The organism is Pseudomonas sp. SIMBA_068, assembly GCF_046534705.1.
Classification (GTDB): Bacteria; Pseudomonadota; Gammaproteobacteria; order Pseudomonadales; family Pseudomonadaceae; genus Aquipseudomonas; species Aquipseudomonas putida.
Map to the genome: position 1 here is coordinate 38,120 of NZ_JAWRYI010000016.1, position 15,451 is coordinate 53,570.

General features: G+C 62.4%; 12 protein-coding genes. 7 read left to right on the forward strand and 5 right to left on the reverse strand.

The window, feature by feature from the left end; genetic code table 11:
- Positions 1 to 35 precede the first annotated feature (35 nt).
- A complete protein-coding gene (locus tag SB756_RS26635; protein WP_012271240.1) occupies positions 36 to 818 on the reverse strand; it encodes an aldolase in 783 nt (260 codons plus the stop codon).
- A 320-nt stretch (positions 819 to 1,138) separates the two neighbouring features.
- Complete coding sequence (mtlD, locus tag SB756_RS26640; RefSeq protein ID WP_410912556.1) at positions 1,139 to 3,283, reverse strand: bifunctional mannitol-1-phosphate dehydrogenase/phosphatase; 2,145 nt, start codon at positions 3,281 to 3,283, stop codon at positions 1,139 to 1,141.
- 385 nt (positions 3,284 to 3,668) lie between these two features.
- Here mtlD and SB756_RS26645 point away from each other — a divergent pair, with 385 nt between their 5' ends.
- Positions 3,669 to 3,965: a DUF3144 domain-containing protein gene (locus SB756_RS26645; RefSeq protein ID WP_016500823.1), complete on the forward strand. Its 297-nt coding sequence runs from the start codon at positions 3,669 to 3,671 to the stop codon at positions 3,963 to 3,965.
- 25 nt (positions 3,966 to 3,990) lie between these two features.
- Here the strand turns inward: SB756_RS26645 and SB756_RS26650 are convergent, their stop codons facing one another.
- Positions 3,991 to 4,884: a LysR family transcriptional regulator gene (locus SB756_RS26650; RefSeq protein WP_016500822.1), complete on the reverse strand. Its 894-nt coding sequence runs from the start codon at positions 4,882 to 4,884 to the stop codon at positions 3,991 to 3,993.
- 147 nt (positions 4,885 to 5,031) lie between these two features.
- Between SB756_RS26650 and SB756_RS26655 the strand changes: the two genes are divergently transcribed.
- The 4 genes from SB756_RS26655 to SB756_RS26670 all read left to right on the forward strand — a co-directional run bounded on the left by SB756_RS26655 (position 5,032) and on the right by SB756_RS26670 (position 10,230).
- Complete coding sequence (locus SB756_RS26655; protein ID WP_410912558.1) at positions 5,032 to 6,111, forward strand: 4-oxalomesaconate tautomerase; 1,080 nt, start codon at positions 5,032 to 5,034, stop codon at positions 6,109 to 6,111.
- A 72-nt stretch (positions 6,112 to 6,183) separates the two neighbouring features.
- Positions 6,184 to 7,491, forward strand: a complete 1,308-nt coding sequence (locus tag SB756_RS26660) for a dicarboxylate/amino acid:cation symporter (RefSeq protein WP_410912559.1) — start codon at positions 6,184 to 6,186, stop codon at positions 7,489 to 7,491.
- A 113-nt stretch (positions 7,492 to 7,604) separates the two neighbouring features.
- Positions 7,605 to 8,909 carry a CitMHS family transporter gene (locus SB756_RS26665; protein ID WP_410912561.1) on the forward strand — a complete coding sequence of 435 codons (1,305 nt, stop codon included), beginning with the start codon at positions 7,605 to 7,607 and terminating at the stop codon, positions 8,907 to 8,909.
- A 67-nt stretch (positions 8,910 to 8,976) separates the two neighbouring features.
- The gene (locus tag SB756_RS26670; RefSeq protein WP_410912563.1) at positions 8,977 to 10,230 is read left to right on the forward strand and encodes an OprD family porin; all 1,254 of its coding nucleotides are present in this window, start codon (positions 8,977 to 8,979) and stop codon (positions 10,228 to 10,230) included.
- A gap of 52 nt (positions 10,231 to 10,282) precedes the next feature.
- On the opposite strand, the gene SB756_RS26675 is transcribed toward SB756_RS26670, so the two are convergent.
- Both SB756_RS26675 and soxR read right to left on the reverse strand, forming a co-directional pair.
- Complete coding sequence (locus tag SB756_RS26675) at positions 10,283 to 10,531, reverse strand: CsbD family protein (RefSeq protein ID WP_016485569.1); 249 nt, start codon at positions 10,529 to 10,531, stop codon at positions 10,283 to 10,285.
- A 146-nt stretch (positions 10,532 to 10,677) separates the two neighbouring features.
- Entirely contained in the window at positions 10,678 to 11,133 is a 456-nt protein-coding gene (gene soxR, locus SB756_RS26680; RefSeq protein ID WP_341798002.1) for a redox-sensitive transcriptional activator SoxR, read from the reverse strand.
- Positions 11,134 to 11,217: 84 nt separating this feature from the next.
- On the opposite strand from soxR, the gene SB756_RS26685 reads away from it, so the two are divergent.
- Together SB756_RS26685 and SB756_RS26690 are read left to right on the forward strand one after the other, a co-directional pair.
- Complete coding sequence (locus SB756_RS26685; protein WP_410912565.1) at positions 11,218 to 12,315, forward strand: efflux RND transporter periplasmic adaptor subunit; 1,098 nt, start codon at positions 11,218 to 11,220, stop codon at positions 12,313 to 12,315.
- Positions 12,312 to 15,395: a MexW/MexI family multidrug efflux RND transporter permease subunit gene (locus tag SB756_RS26690; RefSeq protein ID WP_410912567.1), complete on the forward strand. Its 3,084-nt coding sequence runs from the start codon at positions 12,312 to 12,314 to the stop codon at positions 15,393 to 15,395. The genes SB756_RS26685 and SB756_RS26690 overlap by 4 nt, the downstream gene beginning before the upstream one ends.
- The last annotated feature ends 56 nt before the right edge of the window (positions 15,396 to 15,451 follow it).

Below are 15,451 nucleotides of genomic sequence, written 5' to 3' on the forward strand. Positions count from 1 at the left end.
CCTCTGCCGTTGTTGAGGAAAGAGTACAGCTTCGATCAGCCCAGGCAGTCGCCGTGGGCACGCAAGGCCCGGCGTGCGTAGTAGCTGAACGCGGCGCCGTGACGTTTGGGGGTGGAGATCCAGTCGTGGGCTTCTTTGCCCAGTGCTTCGGGGATGGGGCGGATGTCACCGGCGCCCATGGCCAGCAGTTGCATCTTTGCTGCGCGCTCGAACAGCAGGGCAAGTACGCAGGCTTCCTCGATCGAGCCACCGGCAATCAACAGGCCGTGGTGCGAAAGCAGGATCGCACGCTTGTCACCGATCGCCTTCGCGATGATTTCACCTTCCTCGTTGCCCACCGGCACCCCTGGCCATTCCTTGAGGAATGCGCAATCGTCAAATAGCGGGCACAGGTCCATGTGCGAGATGGCCAGCGGCACCTCCAGCATCGACAGGGCGGCGCTGTGCAGCGGGTGGGTGTGGATGATGCAGTTGACATCGGGGCGGGCGCGGTACAGCCAGCTGTGGAAACGGTTGGCCGGGTTGGCCATGCCGCGGCCTTGCAGCACGGTGAGGTCTTCGTCCACCACCAGCAGGTTGGAGGCGGCGATTTCATCGAAGCCCAGGCCCAGTTGCTGGGTGTAGTAGGTGCCAGGCTCCTGCGCACGTGCGGTGATCTGCCCGGCAAGGCCAGAGTCGTGGCCGCCGTCGAACAGGATGCGGCAGGTAAGGGCAAGTTTTTGCCGGGCCGTGTAGGTGTTGTCGGCCAGGGCCGTCAGCATCTGCTGCTGGGCGAGCTTGACCAACTGGTCCTTGGGGGTGTGCATGGTGGTCGTCATGGGCGGTACCTGCGTGGAAAAGGGCGGGTACTGGCTGATCGTCGTAGTGGCGCTGCCAGGACACATGGCGATATTAATGACACCTTGTGTCATTTGCAAGCGTTGTGTTATTCCCACGGTGAAGGCCGGCAGGCATGCGTGGTACGCTCTGATAGCAAATCCTTCGCGGGTAGTCGCGCAGGCTTCAGGCAGTACCTGTGGGGACAACTGTCTTGCACAACACTTGAAAGCTGGCGCGATCACTGTGGGCGCGGCTTTAGCCGCGAACACCGGCGGAGCCGGTGCCATTCATCGCGCAGGCTTCAGGCTAATGCAGTACCTCATGCGCCTATGCAAAGGTCGCCCAGCCTGCTTGCCACATCCCTTGGCGGGTACTGCCGGAAAGCATCTGAAATGGCAGTGATCAGCTGCGTGTCCCTGATCGGGTCCAGCCCTGGAAAACGCTTGCCGTTGCAATCAACTTCATGAGTAAGCACGGCCTCCACACTGGCGTCGTTTTCCCTGTAAACCCGCCTGATGGCCTGTGCTTCCAGCGCCTTGTCGTCTTTGCAGTGCAGGGCATGGTGAATGGCCAGTGCCGCGCCAAACGCCAGCGACGGGGTTTCAATACCATGCTTGCGTGCAAGGTCGATGCTGCTGAGGATGCGTTCGTTGCGCTGAAGCTTGCGCAACGGGTCGCGCCCCACCCGGGCACAAGGGTCTTTGAACGAAGTTGCACAGCGCTCCAGGAAGGTATCGGCAAAACGGCTGACCACTTCTGCCATGTGCGGGTACTCCGCCACCAGTGCCGGCCCGACTTCCTGGCGAATCAGGCGTTCGGCCAGTTCGCTGACACGCGCGTCGCCCATACCCTGGCCCACCGAGTCATGGCCCAGCAGGCTCGCGTACCAGGCAACGATGGCATGTGGGCCGTTCCACAGGCGGTTCTTGATGACCTGGATCTGGGTGATGTCAGGCACCGTCTTCACCTGGCGCAGGCGTTCGAGCAGCTCGCTGCCGTGCTCTACATACAGCGGCATGTCGGGTTCGCTGTTGAACAGGATCAGGTGCAGCTGGCTCATCGCACTGCTGGGCTGGGCAAAAGGCCTGAAGCGCCCGATCAGTCGCTCGTATTCAGGCACGGGCGTCGATGCCTTGGTGGCGACTGCCGGTTCGTCTTCCAGGCTGTTCTGGAACATCTGCGACTTGATGCGCAGTTGACGCACCAGTGCGTCGTTGCTGAGCTTGGAGACGATGCGGCTGACGACTGTTTCGGCGAAATGGGTCTTTTCCAGCACCTGCTTGCCAATTGCCGGCGGACACAGCAATGCCAGCTCTGCCTGCACATGGCGGCGCACGAACGCGGCGCCGCCCACCTTGTTAAGCACGATCAGCAACGTCAGCTCACGGCCACGTCGCTCGAAACGTTGCAGCAGCCCCTTGGCAATCACCTTCGCCTGGTTGCGGATGGCCTGCTCGGGCAGGCTCAGGCCGATAATTTCGGCCGTGGTGTACATGCCGATGACTGCGTCGTCATCGTCCAGGTCGATCATGCGCACATTGTCGAGGGTCTGGTCGAACGAAGTGGCCCCGTAGCGCACGCTGTAACGGCCGAAGGCATTGACGCTTTCGCGCAGCATGCGCGAGCGGGTCGCGGCGATGATTTCACAAGGCCGGGTGTAACCATCCCAATGGGAAAACACCTGTGTCAGGTAACCACCGCCGATGGCGCCGAAGCCATGAATGCCCACGCTGAACTGGTTCAACGAAGCCGGGAATGGCTCGCTCAATGCCGGCATGCCCAAGTCAGGTACGCACTCGCTAAGGTCGGCGAGAAACTCATGCATGCTGCGGTAGGCTTTGAGCGCGCCAGCCTTGATTTCGGCAGCGGGCGGCTTGATGTCTTCGATCAGGATCGCCTGGCCTTCGGCACGGATGGCCGACAGCATGCCGTTCTCTGAATCCTCGACCATGAAGCACTGATCGGGTTCGCAATTGAGCGCGCGGGCGGCTTTCAGGAAAATCTCGGGGTGGGGTTTGCCCTGGCTGACTTCATCGCCACAGACAGTGATGTCGAAATACTTCAGCACATTGGCATTGATCAGGTATTCCTCGGCAATGGCACGGCGGCTGGAGGTGGCCACTGCCATGGTCAAGCCCGACTTGCGCAGGCGCTCCAGCACTTCCAGCAAGCCGGCCTTGATGGGTACGCCGTGATTGCGCACGTACTCCAGCTCAAGTTCATCCGCACGTTTGCGGATCTCGGCGTAGGGGAAGTCTTCACCGTTATGTGCCTTGGCAAGGGCTTCGGCCTTGGTCGCGCTCAGGCCAAGCGAGCCTATCAATGTGTCCTCGCTCAGCGCTGTGCCGAAGATCTCCAGAGAGGCTTGTTTCAGTGTCTTGAAGCGCAGGCGCTCGGTGTCGAAGAGGGTGCCATCCATATCGAAGATGGCGCTGAAAATGCGTTTATCGTGAAAGAAAAGCATTGGGTGTTGCCCCTTGTTGTTGCGTCAGACATCCCGCCTGTAACAGGCGAATTCGGTGTGTGAGCTGCAGCGGTGGCAGTCAGGTCGGGGGCACACGGTCGACAGGGGGGCGCTCAGGGGTAACGCAGAAGTAAGGTGGGGCGGAGCGGGGAGTGCAGAGCAGGTTTGCAACCTTTGAGGCGAGGCGGGCGGCTGGTTTGGCCTTGAGGTCACGCCCACTGGCTGCAGTCGGTTTTGCAGGCAGTGGGCGCAAATAGCGATGGATACGTGTGATTCCAAGCATAAGGTGCTTTGCTTCCTTTTCGTTATGGGTGATCCTTTTTCAGCCTTGCACGTATGCGCGCCGCCATGCAAGGCTTGGGCTTCCGTTACAAGGTGAACCGCAATGACCCAAGCTACCGATCAGGCCTTTTATGACCGCGCCGATGCGCACATCGACCTGGCCAACCAGCAGATTGAAAAATTCGAAGACCTGGGCAAGGTGAGTGCCTCGCTGACCTTCGGCGCAACGCGTTTCAGCGCCTGGATGAGCGCCCGCAGCTTCAAGAGCGGCGCGGAACTGGCGGCAGCCCGGGAGGAGATTCTGAAGTACTTCTGCGAGCAGTACCGGATGATGCTCGAAGACAACCTGGATGAGCACATCGAGCATTTTGACCACCTGGTACTCGGCAAGGACGCCTGACCTCGCCTGCCTGCGCAGCGGCGACTCAACGGTTGGGCCACTGCTGCAGCAGGATCGAAACGAACTTCTCCGCCGCAGGCGACAACGACGCGCCGCGCCGGTACACCAGCCCCAGGGTGCGTGTGACTTGCGGCTCGATCAACGGCACGCTCACCAGCGTGGGGTGGTCGGCATTGGGCATGGCCAGGCTGGGCATGGCGGACACGCCCAGCCCGGCCTCGACCATGCCCAGCGACGTCGACAGGTGTTGCACTTCGTAGAACCATTTGGGCCGCAGGTTGAGCCCGGACAACGCATGGTCCAGCAGCATGCGGTTGCCGCTCAGGCGGCCGACGCCGATCAGGCGGTAATCCGCCAGCTCTGTCCAGGTAACGGAGGCCCGGTTTGCCAGTGGGTGGTCGCGCCTGCAGGCCAGTACAAAGTGCTCTTGCACCAGCGTGACAAACTCGATGTCCGGGTGCTGGCCGCTCATCATGTTGATGCCGAAGTCGGCCTCGCCGCGCAACACGGCTTCGAGCCCGTCGTTGGCACTAAGGTCCAGCAGGCGAATGCGGATTTTCGGGTACTGCTCGTTGTAATCGCGGATCACCGACGGCAGGAAGTAGAACGCTGCGGTGGGGATGCAGGCGAGGGTGACCTGGCCGGTCTGGCGCTCGGCCAGCTCGCGGATGCTGAGGATGGAGTCTTCAAAATCATCCAGCAGGCGCCTGGCCTTGGGCAGGAAGTCGCGCCCCACGCTGGTCAGGCTGACCCGGCGGGTGGTGCGCTCCAGTAGCGAGGTGCCCAGGCCTTCCTCAAGCTTCTTGATCCGCCGACTCAATGCCGGCTGGGACAGGTGAAGCGCCTCGGCGGCCTCGTGGAAACTACCGAGTTCGGCGATTTTCACGAAAGATCTGATGTCTTGCAGCTCATATTCCATAAGAAAGCCCGCTACTGTGGACGTGCATGATTAATGTTTGAATCGCAATAATGGCTACGATATTTGCATTGGATTGATTTATCCATGCCTGTCACTCTTTTGCTCACAGCATCAATGATGTCCATTGATCAACAAGGGTGCAAAATCATGCAGCGAATTCCTTGCGTACTCATGCGCGGTGGTACCTCTAAAGGGCCGTTCTTCCACGCCTGGGACCTGCCTGCCAATGTAGTCGAACGTGACGAGTTGCTGATCAACCTGATGGGCTCCGGCCACGAGCTTGAAATCGATGGCATCGGTGGCGGCAGCCCGCAGACCAGCAAGGTGGCGATCATCAGCCCGTCTTTGCACGCCGACGCCGACGTCGACTACCTGTTCGTGCAGGTGATGGTTGCACAGCGGCGGGTCGATACTGCCCCCAACTGCGGCAACATGCTGTGTGCCGTTGGCCCGTTCGCCATCGAACAGGGGTTGGTCAAAGGCAAGGAAGGGAAGACCCTGGTCCGTATTCGCAACTTGAACACCGGTACCTTCGTCAATTCGCTGGTAGAAACCCCAGGCGGTATTGTGCGCTACGAAGGCCGTACCGCCATCGACGGCGTACCCGGCACTGCCGCCCCGGTGCACCTCACTTTCCTGGACGCAGTCGGCAGCAAGACTGGCAAGCTGTTTCCTACCGGCCAGGCCAGGGACCTGATCGATGGTGTCCCGGTGACCTGCATCGATATGGCCATGCCGATGATGGTGGTGGAGGCCAGCCAGCTGGGTGTCACCGGCTCGGAAACCCCGGCCCAGCTGGACGCCAACAGCGAACTGCTCGAACGCCTTGAAGCATTGCGCTTGAAGGCCGGCAAGGCCATGGGCCTGGGCGATGTCAGTGGCATGGTCATCCCCAAGCCAGTGCTGGTGTCCAAGCCTCGCTATGACGGCACGCTGCAGGTTCGCTATTTCATGCCGCACAACTGCCATCGCGCCCTGGCGATCACTGGCGCAGTGGGGCTGGCGACTGCCTGCGTCAGCCCCGGCACGGTGATTGCCGACCTGCTGGGCGAAGACGCGCAGCAGCTGACCGAAGTCCGCCTCGAGCACCCCAGTGGCGGCATCGATATCGCCCTGACGCGCAGCGGTGCCGATGGCCAGACGATCCAGGCCTCGGTAGTACGAACCGCCCGGCGGCTCTTCTCAGGGTTCGTCTACGCCCCTACATTCCGCAGGTTGGCCGGGTAGCCCGAGGCGTCGATCCAGATCCGCACATTCGTAACAAGCGCATCCGCACAATTTCAACAATGGTGATGCCCCATGAAACTCGCCAAATCGCTGTATTTCCAGATCCTCTGCGCCGTACTGCTGGGCGTGGTAGTCGGCCACTTCTGGGCGCAACAGGCCGTGGCCCTCAAGCCGCTGGGTGATGCGTTTATCAAGCTGATCAAGATGATGATTGCGCCGGTGGTGTTCTGCACCATCGTCACTGGCATCGCGGGGATGACCGACAAGCGTTCGCTGGGGCGCCTGATGAGCAAGACGTTGCTGCTGTTCCTGGGCCTGACGGTGGTGAGCCTGGTGATCGGACTGGCGGCGGTATACCTGTTCAAGCCAGGGAGTGGCATGAACATCGACCCTGCCACCCTGAGTACTGCGGGCCTGAGCCAGTACACCGCCTCGGCCGCCAAGCTGAGCGTGGTGGACTTCTTCATGCACATCATCCCGGACACCTTCGTCGGTGCCTTCAACAAGGGAGAGGTCTTGCCGGTACTGTTCATCGCCGTGCTCAGCGGTTTCGCGCTGTCGTCGATGGGCGAAAAGGGCAAGCCGGTACTGGATGTGCTGGAATCGGCTTCGACCATGGTGTTCCGCATCTTCGGCTACCTGATGCGCTTTGCCCCGATCGGCGCTTTCGGCGCACTGGCATTCACCGTAGGCCAGTACGGTATTACTTCCCTCGGCGCGCTGGCCAAGCTGGTGGGGACGTTGTACATCGCCTGCGCATTCTTCGTTCTGGTGGTGCTCGGTGGTATCTGCCGGGCCCATGGCTTCAGCCTGTGGAAGCTTCTGCGCTATTTCCGCGAAGAGTTCCTGGTGGTGCTTGGCACGTCCTCCACCGAGCCTGTGTTGCCGCGCATGCTCGAGAAGCTCGAGAAGCTTGGGTGCAAGAAAGGCGTGGTCGGCCTGGTGCTGCCCACCGGCTATTCTTTCAATCTTGACGGTACTGCCATCTACCTGTCATTGGCAGCCGTTTTCATCGCACAGGCCTGCAACATCGACCTGAGCCTGGGCCAGGTTGTGACCATGCTGGCCATCATGCTGTTGTCTTCCAAAGGCGCGGCAGGTGTCACCGGCAGCGGTTTTGTGGCCTTGGCCTCGACCCTTACCGTTATCCACGACATTCCCCTGGCCGGCCTGGCCCTGCTGATCGGCGTCGATCGCTTCATGTCGGAAGCCCGTGCACTGACGAGTCTTGCCAGCAACGCAGTGGCTACGGTGGTGGTTTCGCTGTCGGAAAATGCCTGTGACCGCCAGACGCTTCATAGCCGCCTGAACGGCGAGCCGGTGGCCAGCACCGTGGTTGAACCTGCCGACTGGGTCGCCGAACCGCGCCGCCACGGCTGAACACCGACCCCTTCACGCTTTTGACAAGGCCCCCACCAGGCACTGCCGGGTGGGGTTGGGGGCTGTCTGCGCTGCAGGTGGCCACATAGACTATAAAAACAAGAGAACAAACCATGCTCGCACTCTTGGGCCTGATCATGGTGGTGACGTTCACCTACCTGATCATGAGTAAACGCCTGTCCCCAATCGTTGCACTGACCGTCGTTCCGATTGTTTTCGCCCTGGTTGGCGGCTTCGCGCCAGACCTGGGCAAGATGATGCTCGATGGGCTGAAAATGGTCGCCCCGTCTGCCGCGCTTCTGTTGTTTGCCATCTTGTTCTTCGGCTTGATGATCGACGCTGGCCTGTTCGACCCGCTGATCCGCAAGATCCTCAAGCGGGTAAACGGCGACCCGGTCAAGATCGCCATCGGCACCGCACTGCTGTCGCTGCTGGTGGCGCTGGACGGTGATGGCACCACGACCTACATGATTACCTGCGCCGCCATGCTGCCGCTGTACAAGCGTATCGGCATGAACCCGATGATCCTGGCCACCGTGTCGATGCTGTCGTTGAGTATCATGAGTGGCATGAGCCCTTGGGGCGGCCCCGCCACCCGCGCCATTGCCGCCCTCGGGCTGGATGCGACCGAATACTTCATTCCGATGTTGCCCACCGTCATCGGCGGGGCATTGTGGGTAGTGTTCACTGCCTACCTGCTTGGCCGCACCGAGCGCCGGCGTATCGGCAATATTGCGCTGGAGTCCGGAGGGGGCAACTGCTACATCAAGGAAATCCTCGGTGACAGCCCACACAAGCGCCCGCGCCTTGCCTATGTGAACCTGGTGCTGGTGATCGCCGTGATGACCGCGCTGGTGCTGGGGCTGATGCACGCGGCCATCCTGTTCATGATCGGTTTCGTCGCGGCACTGATGATCAACTATCCGCAGTTGGACGTGCAGAAAGAGCGCATCCTCGCCCATTCGGGCAACGCCATGACCGTGGTGCTGCTGGTGTTCGCCGCAGGCATATTCGCCGGTATTTTCTCGGGTACCAAGATGGTCGATGCGTTGGCGCAGACCCTGGTGGACTGGATTCCGGAAAGCTGGAGCCACTGGTTCCCGCTGGTGGTGGCGCTGACCAGCATGCCGCTTACCTTCGTGCTGTCCAACGACGCGTACTACTTCGGCGTTGTGCCGATCCTGGCAAACGCCGCTGCCGCGTACGGCATCGACCCGGTGGAAATTGCCCGCGCCTCGGTGCTGGGGCAGCCTGTGCACCTGATGAGCCCTCTGGTGGCTTCCACCTTGTTGCTGGTGGGCATGGTCGACCGCGATATCGGTGACTTCCAGAAGGCCACCGTGAAATGGGCCGTGCTCACCTCGTTGGTGATCACAGCACTGGCGTTGTTAACGGGCGCCTTGTCCTTCTTCGTCTAAGCATTACCGGGCGTTGCCAGGCGCCCGGGCTCCCGCTCACTCAGAAAATAACAATAGAGTACAGATCATGTCCCAAGCTGTGTTCCGTGGGGCCACCTGTGGCCTGCTTTGCGGCTGGCTGCCTGTTGCCGGCGCTTCCGGTTTTGTCGACGACAGCAAGCTCAAGCTGCAGTTGCGCAATGTGTATTTCAACGAGAATTTCCGTGACGAGCACGGTATGAGCGCCCGCGCTGCCGCCACCGCCAAAAGCGAACGGGTGGAATGGGCGCAAGGCTTTCTGCTTGACTACCAGTCAGGGTTTACCGAAGGTACGGTGGGCGTGGGGCTCGATGCGCTGGGGCTGCTAGGCTTGCGCCTCGATTCCGGTCGTGGGCGCAGTGGCACGGGGCTTCTGCCGGTGCACGACGATGGCCGTGCAGCGCAGGAGTTTGCCAGTGCTGGGGCCACGGCCAAGGCACGCCTGGGCCAGACTGTGGTCAAGCACGGTACCTTGCTGCCAAAGACACCCGTGCTGGTCTACAACGATGCACGGCTGTTGCCGCAGACGTACCAGGGCACGCAGCTGACCAGCACGGATATCGATGGGCTGGCCCTGACGGCGGGGCACCTGGACCGCTTCAAGCAGCGTGACTCGTCCGACAGCACCGGTATCTATCTGGACGGATATGGGGGCGGCAAATCGGGTGACTTCAGCTTTGCAGGTGCCGATTATGCCGTGAGCAAACAATTGCGCCTGAGTGTCTACCATGGCCAGCTGGCGAACTTCTATCGCCAGGATTTTGCCGGGCTGGTCCATGACCTGCCGTTGGCCGGCGGGGTACTGACCACCGACCTGCGCTACTTCAAAAGCCGCGACAGCGGGGCGGCCTACGGCGGCGGCATCGACAACCACATGTTCAGCGGCCAGGTGGCGTATGCGCATTCCGGTCATTCTGTGGGTGCCGGTTACCAGGTGCTCGATGGCGAAGCCGGCTTGCCGTACATCAGCGGTGCGACCGTGTATTCGTTCAGCAACGTCGGCATCGGCAAATTCATCGAGGAGGAAGAGAAAACATGGATGGCCAGCTACGGCTACAACTTCGCTGCGGCCGGGGTACCGGGGCTGACCTTCATGACGCGGTACCTGAGCGGGGACAATGGCCGTTCAGCTGGCGAGGGCATCAAGGAGTGGGAGCGTGACGCCGAGATTGCCTACGTGGTGCAGGGCGGACCGCTGAAAGGGCTGGGCGTGAAGCTGCGAAACTATGTGTATCGATCAGATTTCGCCCGCGGCCGAGACAGCAATCGCCTGTACCTGACCTACGATATTGCCATCTGGTGATGGCACAGGCCGGACGATATCTCCGGCCCTGAGCCGCCTGAGGCGCCGTGGTTCAGCGGCGCAGCAGGCGAGAAACCACCAGTGTGACGGCGGCGGTGATGGCCAGTGCGGCGAAGGGCTTTTCCTTGACGAACGAAGACACCGTATCCAGGGTGTCGCCGTAGGTCTTGGTCACCTGGCCTGCGGCCTGACGCGCATCGCCTTCGGCTTCCAGCGCCGGGTCTTCGACCAGACGGCCTACAGCGCTTTGTGCCTTGCCTGCGAGGTTCTCTGCAACACCTTCGATCTGTTCACGTTTCATGATGGCTTAGTTCCTTCCTGTGATCGGCTTTGGGTTAACAGCACAGGGTTAGGGCGGTGAAGGGCCGCAATGGTTCCAAGCGTCTGCTTGCAACCTGCAGGCCACGCGCTTTTGCGAAGGGTTGCACATGGCTCGAGAGCGCGAGGCTAGCGGGCTTTGTTCTCGAGGATCCGCGCCCCGGTACCTTCCTTGCCCAGCACATCCTCGGGGTTGCGCAGCGGGCAGTCTTCCAGTGACAGGCAACCGCAACCAATGCAGTTGTCCAGGCTGTCGCGCAGTGCCTGCAGCGTGCGGATGCGGGCGTTCAGGTCTTCGCGCCAGGCGGTGGACATCTCGCCCCATTGCGCCGCCGTAAGCTTGCTGTTGGGCGCATAGCGGCTGAACGCCTGCTTGATTTCCTCCAGCGGAATACCCGTGCGCTGCGCCACCTTGATGATCGCCAGTGTACGCAGCACCAGCGAGGGATAGCGCCGCTGGTTGCCTGCCGTGCGGACGCTGGCGATCAGCCCCTTGGTCTCGTAGAAGTGCAGCGCAGACACCGCCACGCCGCTGCGTCTGGCCACTTCACCCACTGTGAGCATCCGCGTGTTGTCCGCTGCCATGCCTGTTGACCTCAAGTTAAGTTGAGCTCTTATAGTCCTGCCCGATCTTCCCCGCAACCGCTTTCCCTCTGATCGGAGCTGTGCATGAACAAAAGGACGTTACTGGCCTGGGCCGGCGCTGTTGCCGGTGTGCTGGCCGCTGCCTATGCGTTGGTGGGTAGCGGGTCGGCGCCGCCCGCTGCGGCGGCGTGGCCGGCGACCAAGGTGGCGCTGGCCACGGCCGAGCAGGTGCAGCTGGCGCGGCAGAACTTTGCTTCGGGGGAGCTGGAGGCGGTCAACCAGGTACAGGTGGCGGCCGAGACGGCGGGACGCATTACCCGCATCGCCTTCGAGTCGGGGCAGGCGGTCACTGCCGGGCAATTGCTGGTGCAGCTCAACGACGCGCCGGAGCAGGCCCAGCGGGTGCAGTTGCGAGCGAAATTGCGTAACGCGCAAGTGGTGCTGCAGCGCAGCCGCAAGCTGCGGGCGATGAATGCCGTGTCGCAAGAGCTGCTGGACAACGCCGCCACCGCCGTGGACGTGGCCAGCGGTGAGCTGCAGCATGTCGAGGCGCTGATTGCGCAGAAGGCCATTCGCGCACCGTTTGCCGGCAAGTTGGGTATTCGCCGGGTGCATCAGGGCCAGTATCTGGGCGCCGGCGAGGCCATCGTCAGCCTGGCCGACATCAGCCAGTTGCATGTGAATTTCGCCTTGGGCGAGCAGGCCGCCCCCGAAGTGCATGCCGGGCAAGTGCTGGCACTGACGGTGGACGCCGTGCGCGGGCAAGGCTTCAAGGCCCGGGTGGTGGCGGTCGATCCGGTGGTCAGCAAGGCGCGCCTGGTGCAGGTGCAGGCCGCCTTGCCGAACCCGGACGGGCAGTTGCAGCCGGGCATGTACGCTGGCGTGCGCCTGGATGCTGTGCAGCCTTCGACTGTATTGGCTGTGCCAGAAACGGCGATCACCTACGCCGCCTATGGCCAGACAGTATTCGTTGCCACTCAGGACGCGGCGCATGGTACCCGGGTCAGCAGGGTACGGGTAACCACTGGTGAGCGCTGGCAGGGGCGGGTGGAGGTTACGTCCGGCTTGGCGCCCGGTGACCGGGTGGTGGTGTCTGGCCAGTTGAAACTGAGCGACGGCATGTCGGTCGAGCCGGTGGCGCAGGACAGCTTGCAGGCCAACCTCGGAGGGGGGCAGCCATGAAGTTTACCGACCTCTTCGTGCGCCGCCCGGTGCTGGCGCTGGTGGTCAGCAGCCTGATCATCCTGATGGGGCTGTTTGCCATGGGCAAGTTGCCGATCCGTCAGTACCCGTTGCTGGCAAGCTCGACCATTACCATCAGCACCGAGTACCCCGGCGCCTCGGCCGAGCTGATGCAGGGCTTTGTGACCCAGCCGATCACCCAGGCGGTCTCGTCGGTGGAGGGCATCGACTACCTGTCCTCGTCGTCGCAGCAGGGGCGCAGCCTGATCACCTTGCGCATGGTGCTCAACCGCGATTCGACCCAGGCGCTGGCCGAGACCATGGCCAAGGTCAACCAGGTGCGCTACCGCCTGCCGGAAAAGGCTTACGACCCGGTGGTGGAGCTGTCGGCAGGCGACTCCACCGCCGTGGCCTATGTGGGTTTTGCCAGTGACAGCCTGTCGATACCGGAGCTTAGCGATTACCTGTCGCGGGTGGTGGAACCGCAGTTCTCAGGCATCGACGGCGTGGCCAAGGTGCAGTCGTTCGGCGGGCAGCGCCTGGCCATGCGCCTGTGGCTGGACAGCGAACAGATGGCCGGGCGCGGGGTGACCGCAGCGGACGTGGCGCAGGCGGTGCGGGCCAACAACTACCAGGCGACGCCGGGCCAGGTGCGTGGGCAGTATGTGCTGGCCGATATCCAGGTGGACACCGACTTGTCCCGGGTCGAGGACTTCCGTGAGCTGATCATCCGCAACGATGGCACCGACCTGGTGCGCCTGCGCGATGTCGGCACTGTCGAGCTGAGTGCGGCTGCCACCCAGACCAGCGCCACCATGGACGGCAAGCCGGCCGTGCACCTGGGGCTGTTCCCCACGCCGACCGGTAACCCGCTGGTGATCGTTGAGGGCATTCGCCAACTGCTGCCGCAGATCCAGCAGACCCTGCCGCCCGGGGTGAAGGTGGCGCTGGCCTACGAGACGGCGCGCTTCATCGATGCTTCGATCCATGAGGTGCTGCTTACCCTGGTGGAGGCGATGCTGATCGTGGTGCTGGTGATCTGGCTGTGCCTGGGTTCGTTGCGCAGCGTGCTGATCGCGGTGGTCGCCATCCCGCTGTCGATGCTCGGTGCCGCAGGCCTGATGCTGCTGTTTGGCTTCAGCCTCAACCTGCTGACCTTGCTGGCGATGGTGCTGGCCATCGGCCTGGTGGTGGACGATGCCATCGTGGTGGTGGAGAACGTGCACCGGCATATCGAAGAGGGCAGGTCGCCGGTCGCTGCAGCATTGGCCGGGGCACGGGAAATTGCCGGGCCGGTGATCGCCATGACCCTGACCCTGGCAGCGGTGTATGCGCCGATCGGGCTGATGGGCGGGCTGACCGGTACGCTGTTCCGCGAATTCGCCCTGACCTTGGCGGGCGCGGTGATCGTGTCCGGCATCGTGGCGCTAACCCTGTCGCCGGTGATGAGCTCGTTACTGTTGCAACCCGGGCAGCAGCATGGCGCGATGGCCAATAGGGCGGATCGGTTGTTTGCTGCGTTGACGGGTACCTATGGGCGGGTGCTGGCCTACACCTTGTCACATCGCTGGATCGGCGGTGGCGTGGCGCTGCTGGTGTGTTTGAGCCTGCCCTGGCTTTACCTGCTGCCCCAACGCGAGCTGGCGCCGCCCGAGGACCAGGCAGCGGTGCTGACCGCCATCAAGTCGCCGCAGCATGCCAGCCTTGAATATGCGGAACGCTTTGCGCTGAAGCTTGACCAGGTGATGAAGGCCATCGCCGAAACCACCGACACCTGGATCATCAACGGCACCGACGGCCCGGCCGCCAGTTTCGGGGGTATCAACCTCAGCGCCTGGCAGGCGCGCGAGCGGTCCGCCGCACAGGTGCAGGCGCAGTTGCAGCAAGCTGTCGCGGATATCGAAGGCAGTAGTATCTTTGCCTTCCAGGTCGCTTCGCTGCCGGGCTCCAGTGGCGGCCTGCCGGTGCAGATGGTGCTGCGCAGCGCCCGGGATTATCCCGAGCTGTACCAGACCATGGAGGTGCTCAAGCAGCGCGCCCGCGACAGCGGCCTGTTCGCCGTGGTGGACAGCGACCTCGACTACAACAACCCGGTGGTCAAGGTGCGCGTCGACCGGGCCAAGGCGGCTAGCCTGGGCATCAGCATGCAGGCCATTGGCGAGTCACTGGGTGTGCTGGTGGGCGAGCAGTACCTCAACCGCTTTGCCCTGTTCGGGCGTTCCTACGACGTGATCCCTCAGAGTATCCAGGACCAGCGCCTGAGCCCTGCGGCGCTGAACCGACAATACGTGCGCGCCGAAGATGGCAGCCTGGTGCCGCTGGCCACGGTGGTGCACCTGGAAATCGAAGTGGCGCCCAACCGCCTGTTGCAGTTCGATCAGCAGAACGCCAGTACCCTGCAGGCCATCCCGGCGCCGGGGGTGTCGATGGGTAACGCCGTGGCCTTTCTCGAACAGCTCACCGGTGAACTGCCGCCGGGCTTCAGCCACGACTGGCAATCGGAATCGCGCCAGTATGTGCAGGAGGGCTTTGCCTTGATGTGGGCGTTTCTTGCTGCGCTGGTGGTGATCTACCTGGTGCTGGCGGCGCAGTACGAAAGCCTGGTCGACCCGCTGATCATCCTGGTAACCGTGCCACTGTCGATCTGCGGTGCACTGCTGCCGCTGGCGCTGGGCTGGGCCACGTTGAACATCTACACGCAGATTGGCCTGGTGACGCTGATCGGGTTGATCAGCAAGCACGGCATCCTGATGGTGGAGTTCGCCAACGAGATCCAGGTGCGCGACAACCTCGACCGTGCTGCCGCCATTGTTCGTGCTGCGCAGATACGTTTGCGACCGGTGCTGATGACCACCGCAGCGATGACCTTCGGCGTGCTGCCGCTGCTGTTCGCCAGCGGCGCCGGGGCCAACAGCCGCTTCGGGCTGGGGGTGGTGATTGTGTGCGGGATGCTGGTGGGGACCTTGTTTACCTTGTTCGTGTTACCGACCATCTATGCCTGGCTGGCGCGCGATCACCGGGTGACCACGGTGCGGGGGCAGCAGTTGATCGAAGCCGAAAGGCAATTGGGGACGCTGTAGGAGCAGCCTTGTGCTGCGAAGAGGCCGGTATGGTCAACACATTTCTTTGGCAGTAA

Coding starts and splice junctions, on each gene's coding strand:
- SB756_RS26645 (WP_016500823.1), top strand. CDS start 3,669: ATGACCCAAGCTACCGATCAGGCCTTTTATGACCGCGCCGATGCGCAC.
- SB756_RS26655 (WP_410912558.1), top strand. CDS start 5,032: ATGCAGCGAATTCCTTGCGTACTCATGCGCGGTGGTACCTCTAAAGGG.
- SB756_RS26665 (WP_410912561.1), top strand. CDS start 7,605: ATGCTCGCACTCTTGGGCCTGATCATGGTGGTGACGTTCACCTACCTG.
- mtlD (WP_410912556.1), bottom strand. CDS start 3,283: ATGCTTTTCTTTCACGATAAACGCATTTTCAGCGCCATCTTCGATATG.
- SB756_RS26660 (WP_410912559.1), top strand. CDS start 6,184: ATGAAACTCGCCAAATCGCTGTATTTCCAGATCCTCTGCGCCGTACTG.
- SB756_RS26675 (WP_016485569.1), bottom strand. CDS start 10,531: ATGAAACGTGAACAGATCGAAGGTGTTGCAGAGAACCTCGCAGGCAAG.
- SB756_RS26650 (WP_016500822.1), bottom strand. CDS start 4,884: ATGGAATATGAGCTGCAAGACATCAGATCTTTCGTGAAAATCGCCGAA.
- SB756_RS26635 (WP_012271240.1), bottom strand. CDS start 818: ATGACGACCACCATGCACACCCCCAAGGACCAGTTGGTCAAGCTCGCC.
- SB756_RS26685 (WP_410912565.1), top strand. CDS start 11,218: ATGAACAAAAGGACGTTACTGGCCTGGGCCGGCGCTGTTGCCGGTGTG.
- SB756_RS26690 (WP_410912567.1), top strand. CDS start 12,312: ATGAAGTTTACCGACCTCTTCGTGCGCCGCCCGGTGCTGGCGCTGGTG.
- SB756_RS26670 (WP_410912563.1), top strand. CDS start 8,977: ATGTCCCAAGCTGTGTTCCGTGGGGCCACCTGTGGCCTGCTTTGCGGC.
- soxR (WP_341798002.1), bottom strand. CDS start 11,133: ATGGCAGCGGACAACACGCGGATGCTCACAGTGGGTGAAGTGGCCAGA.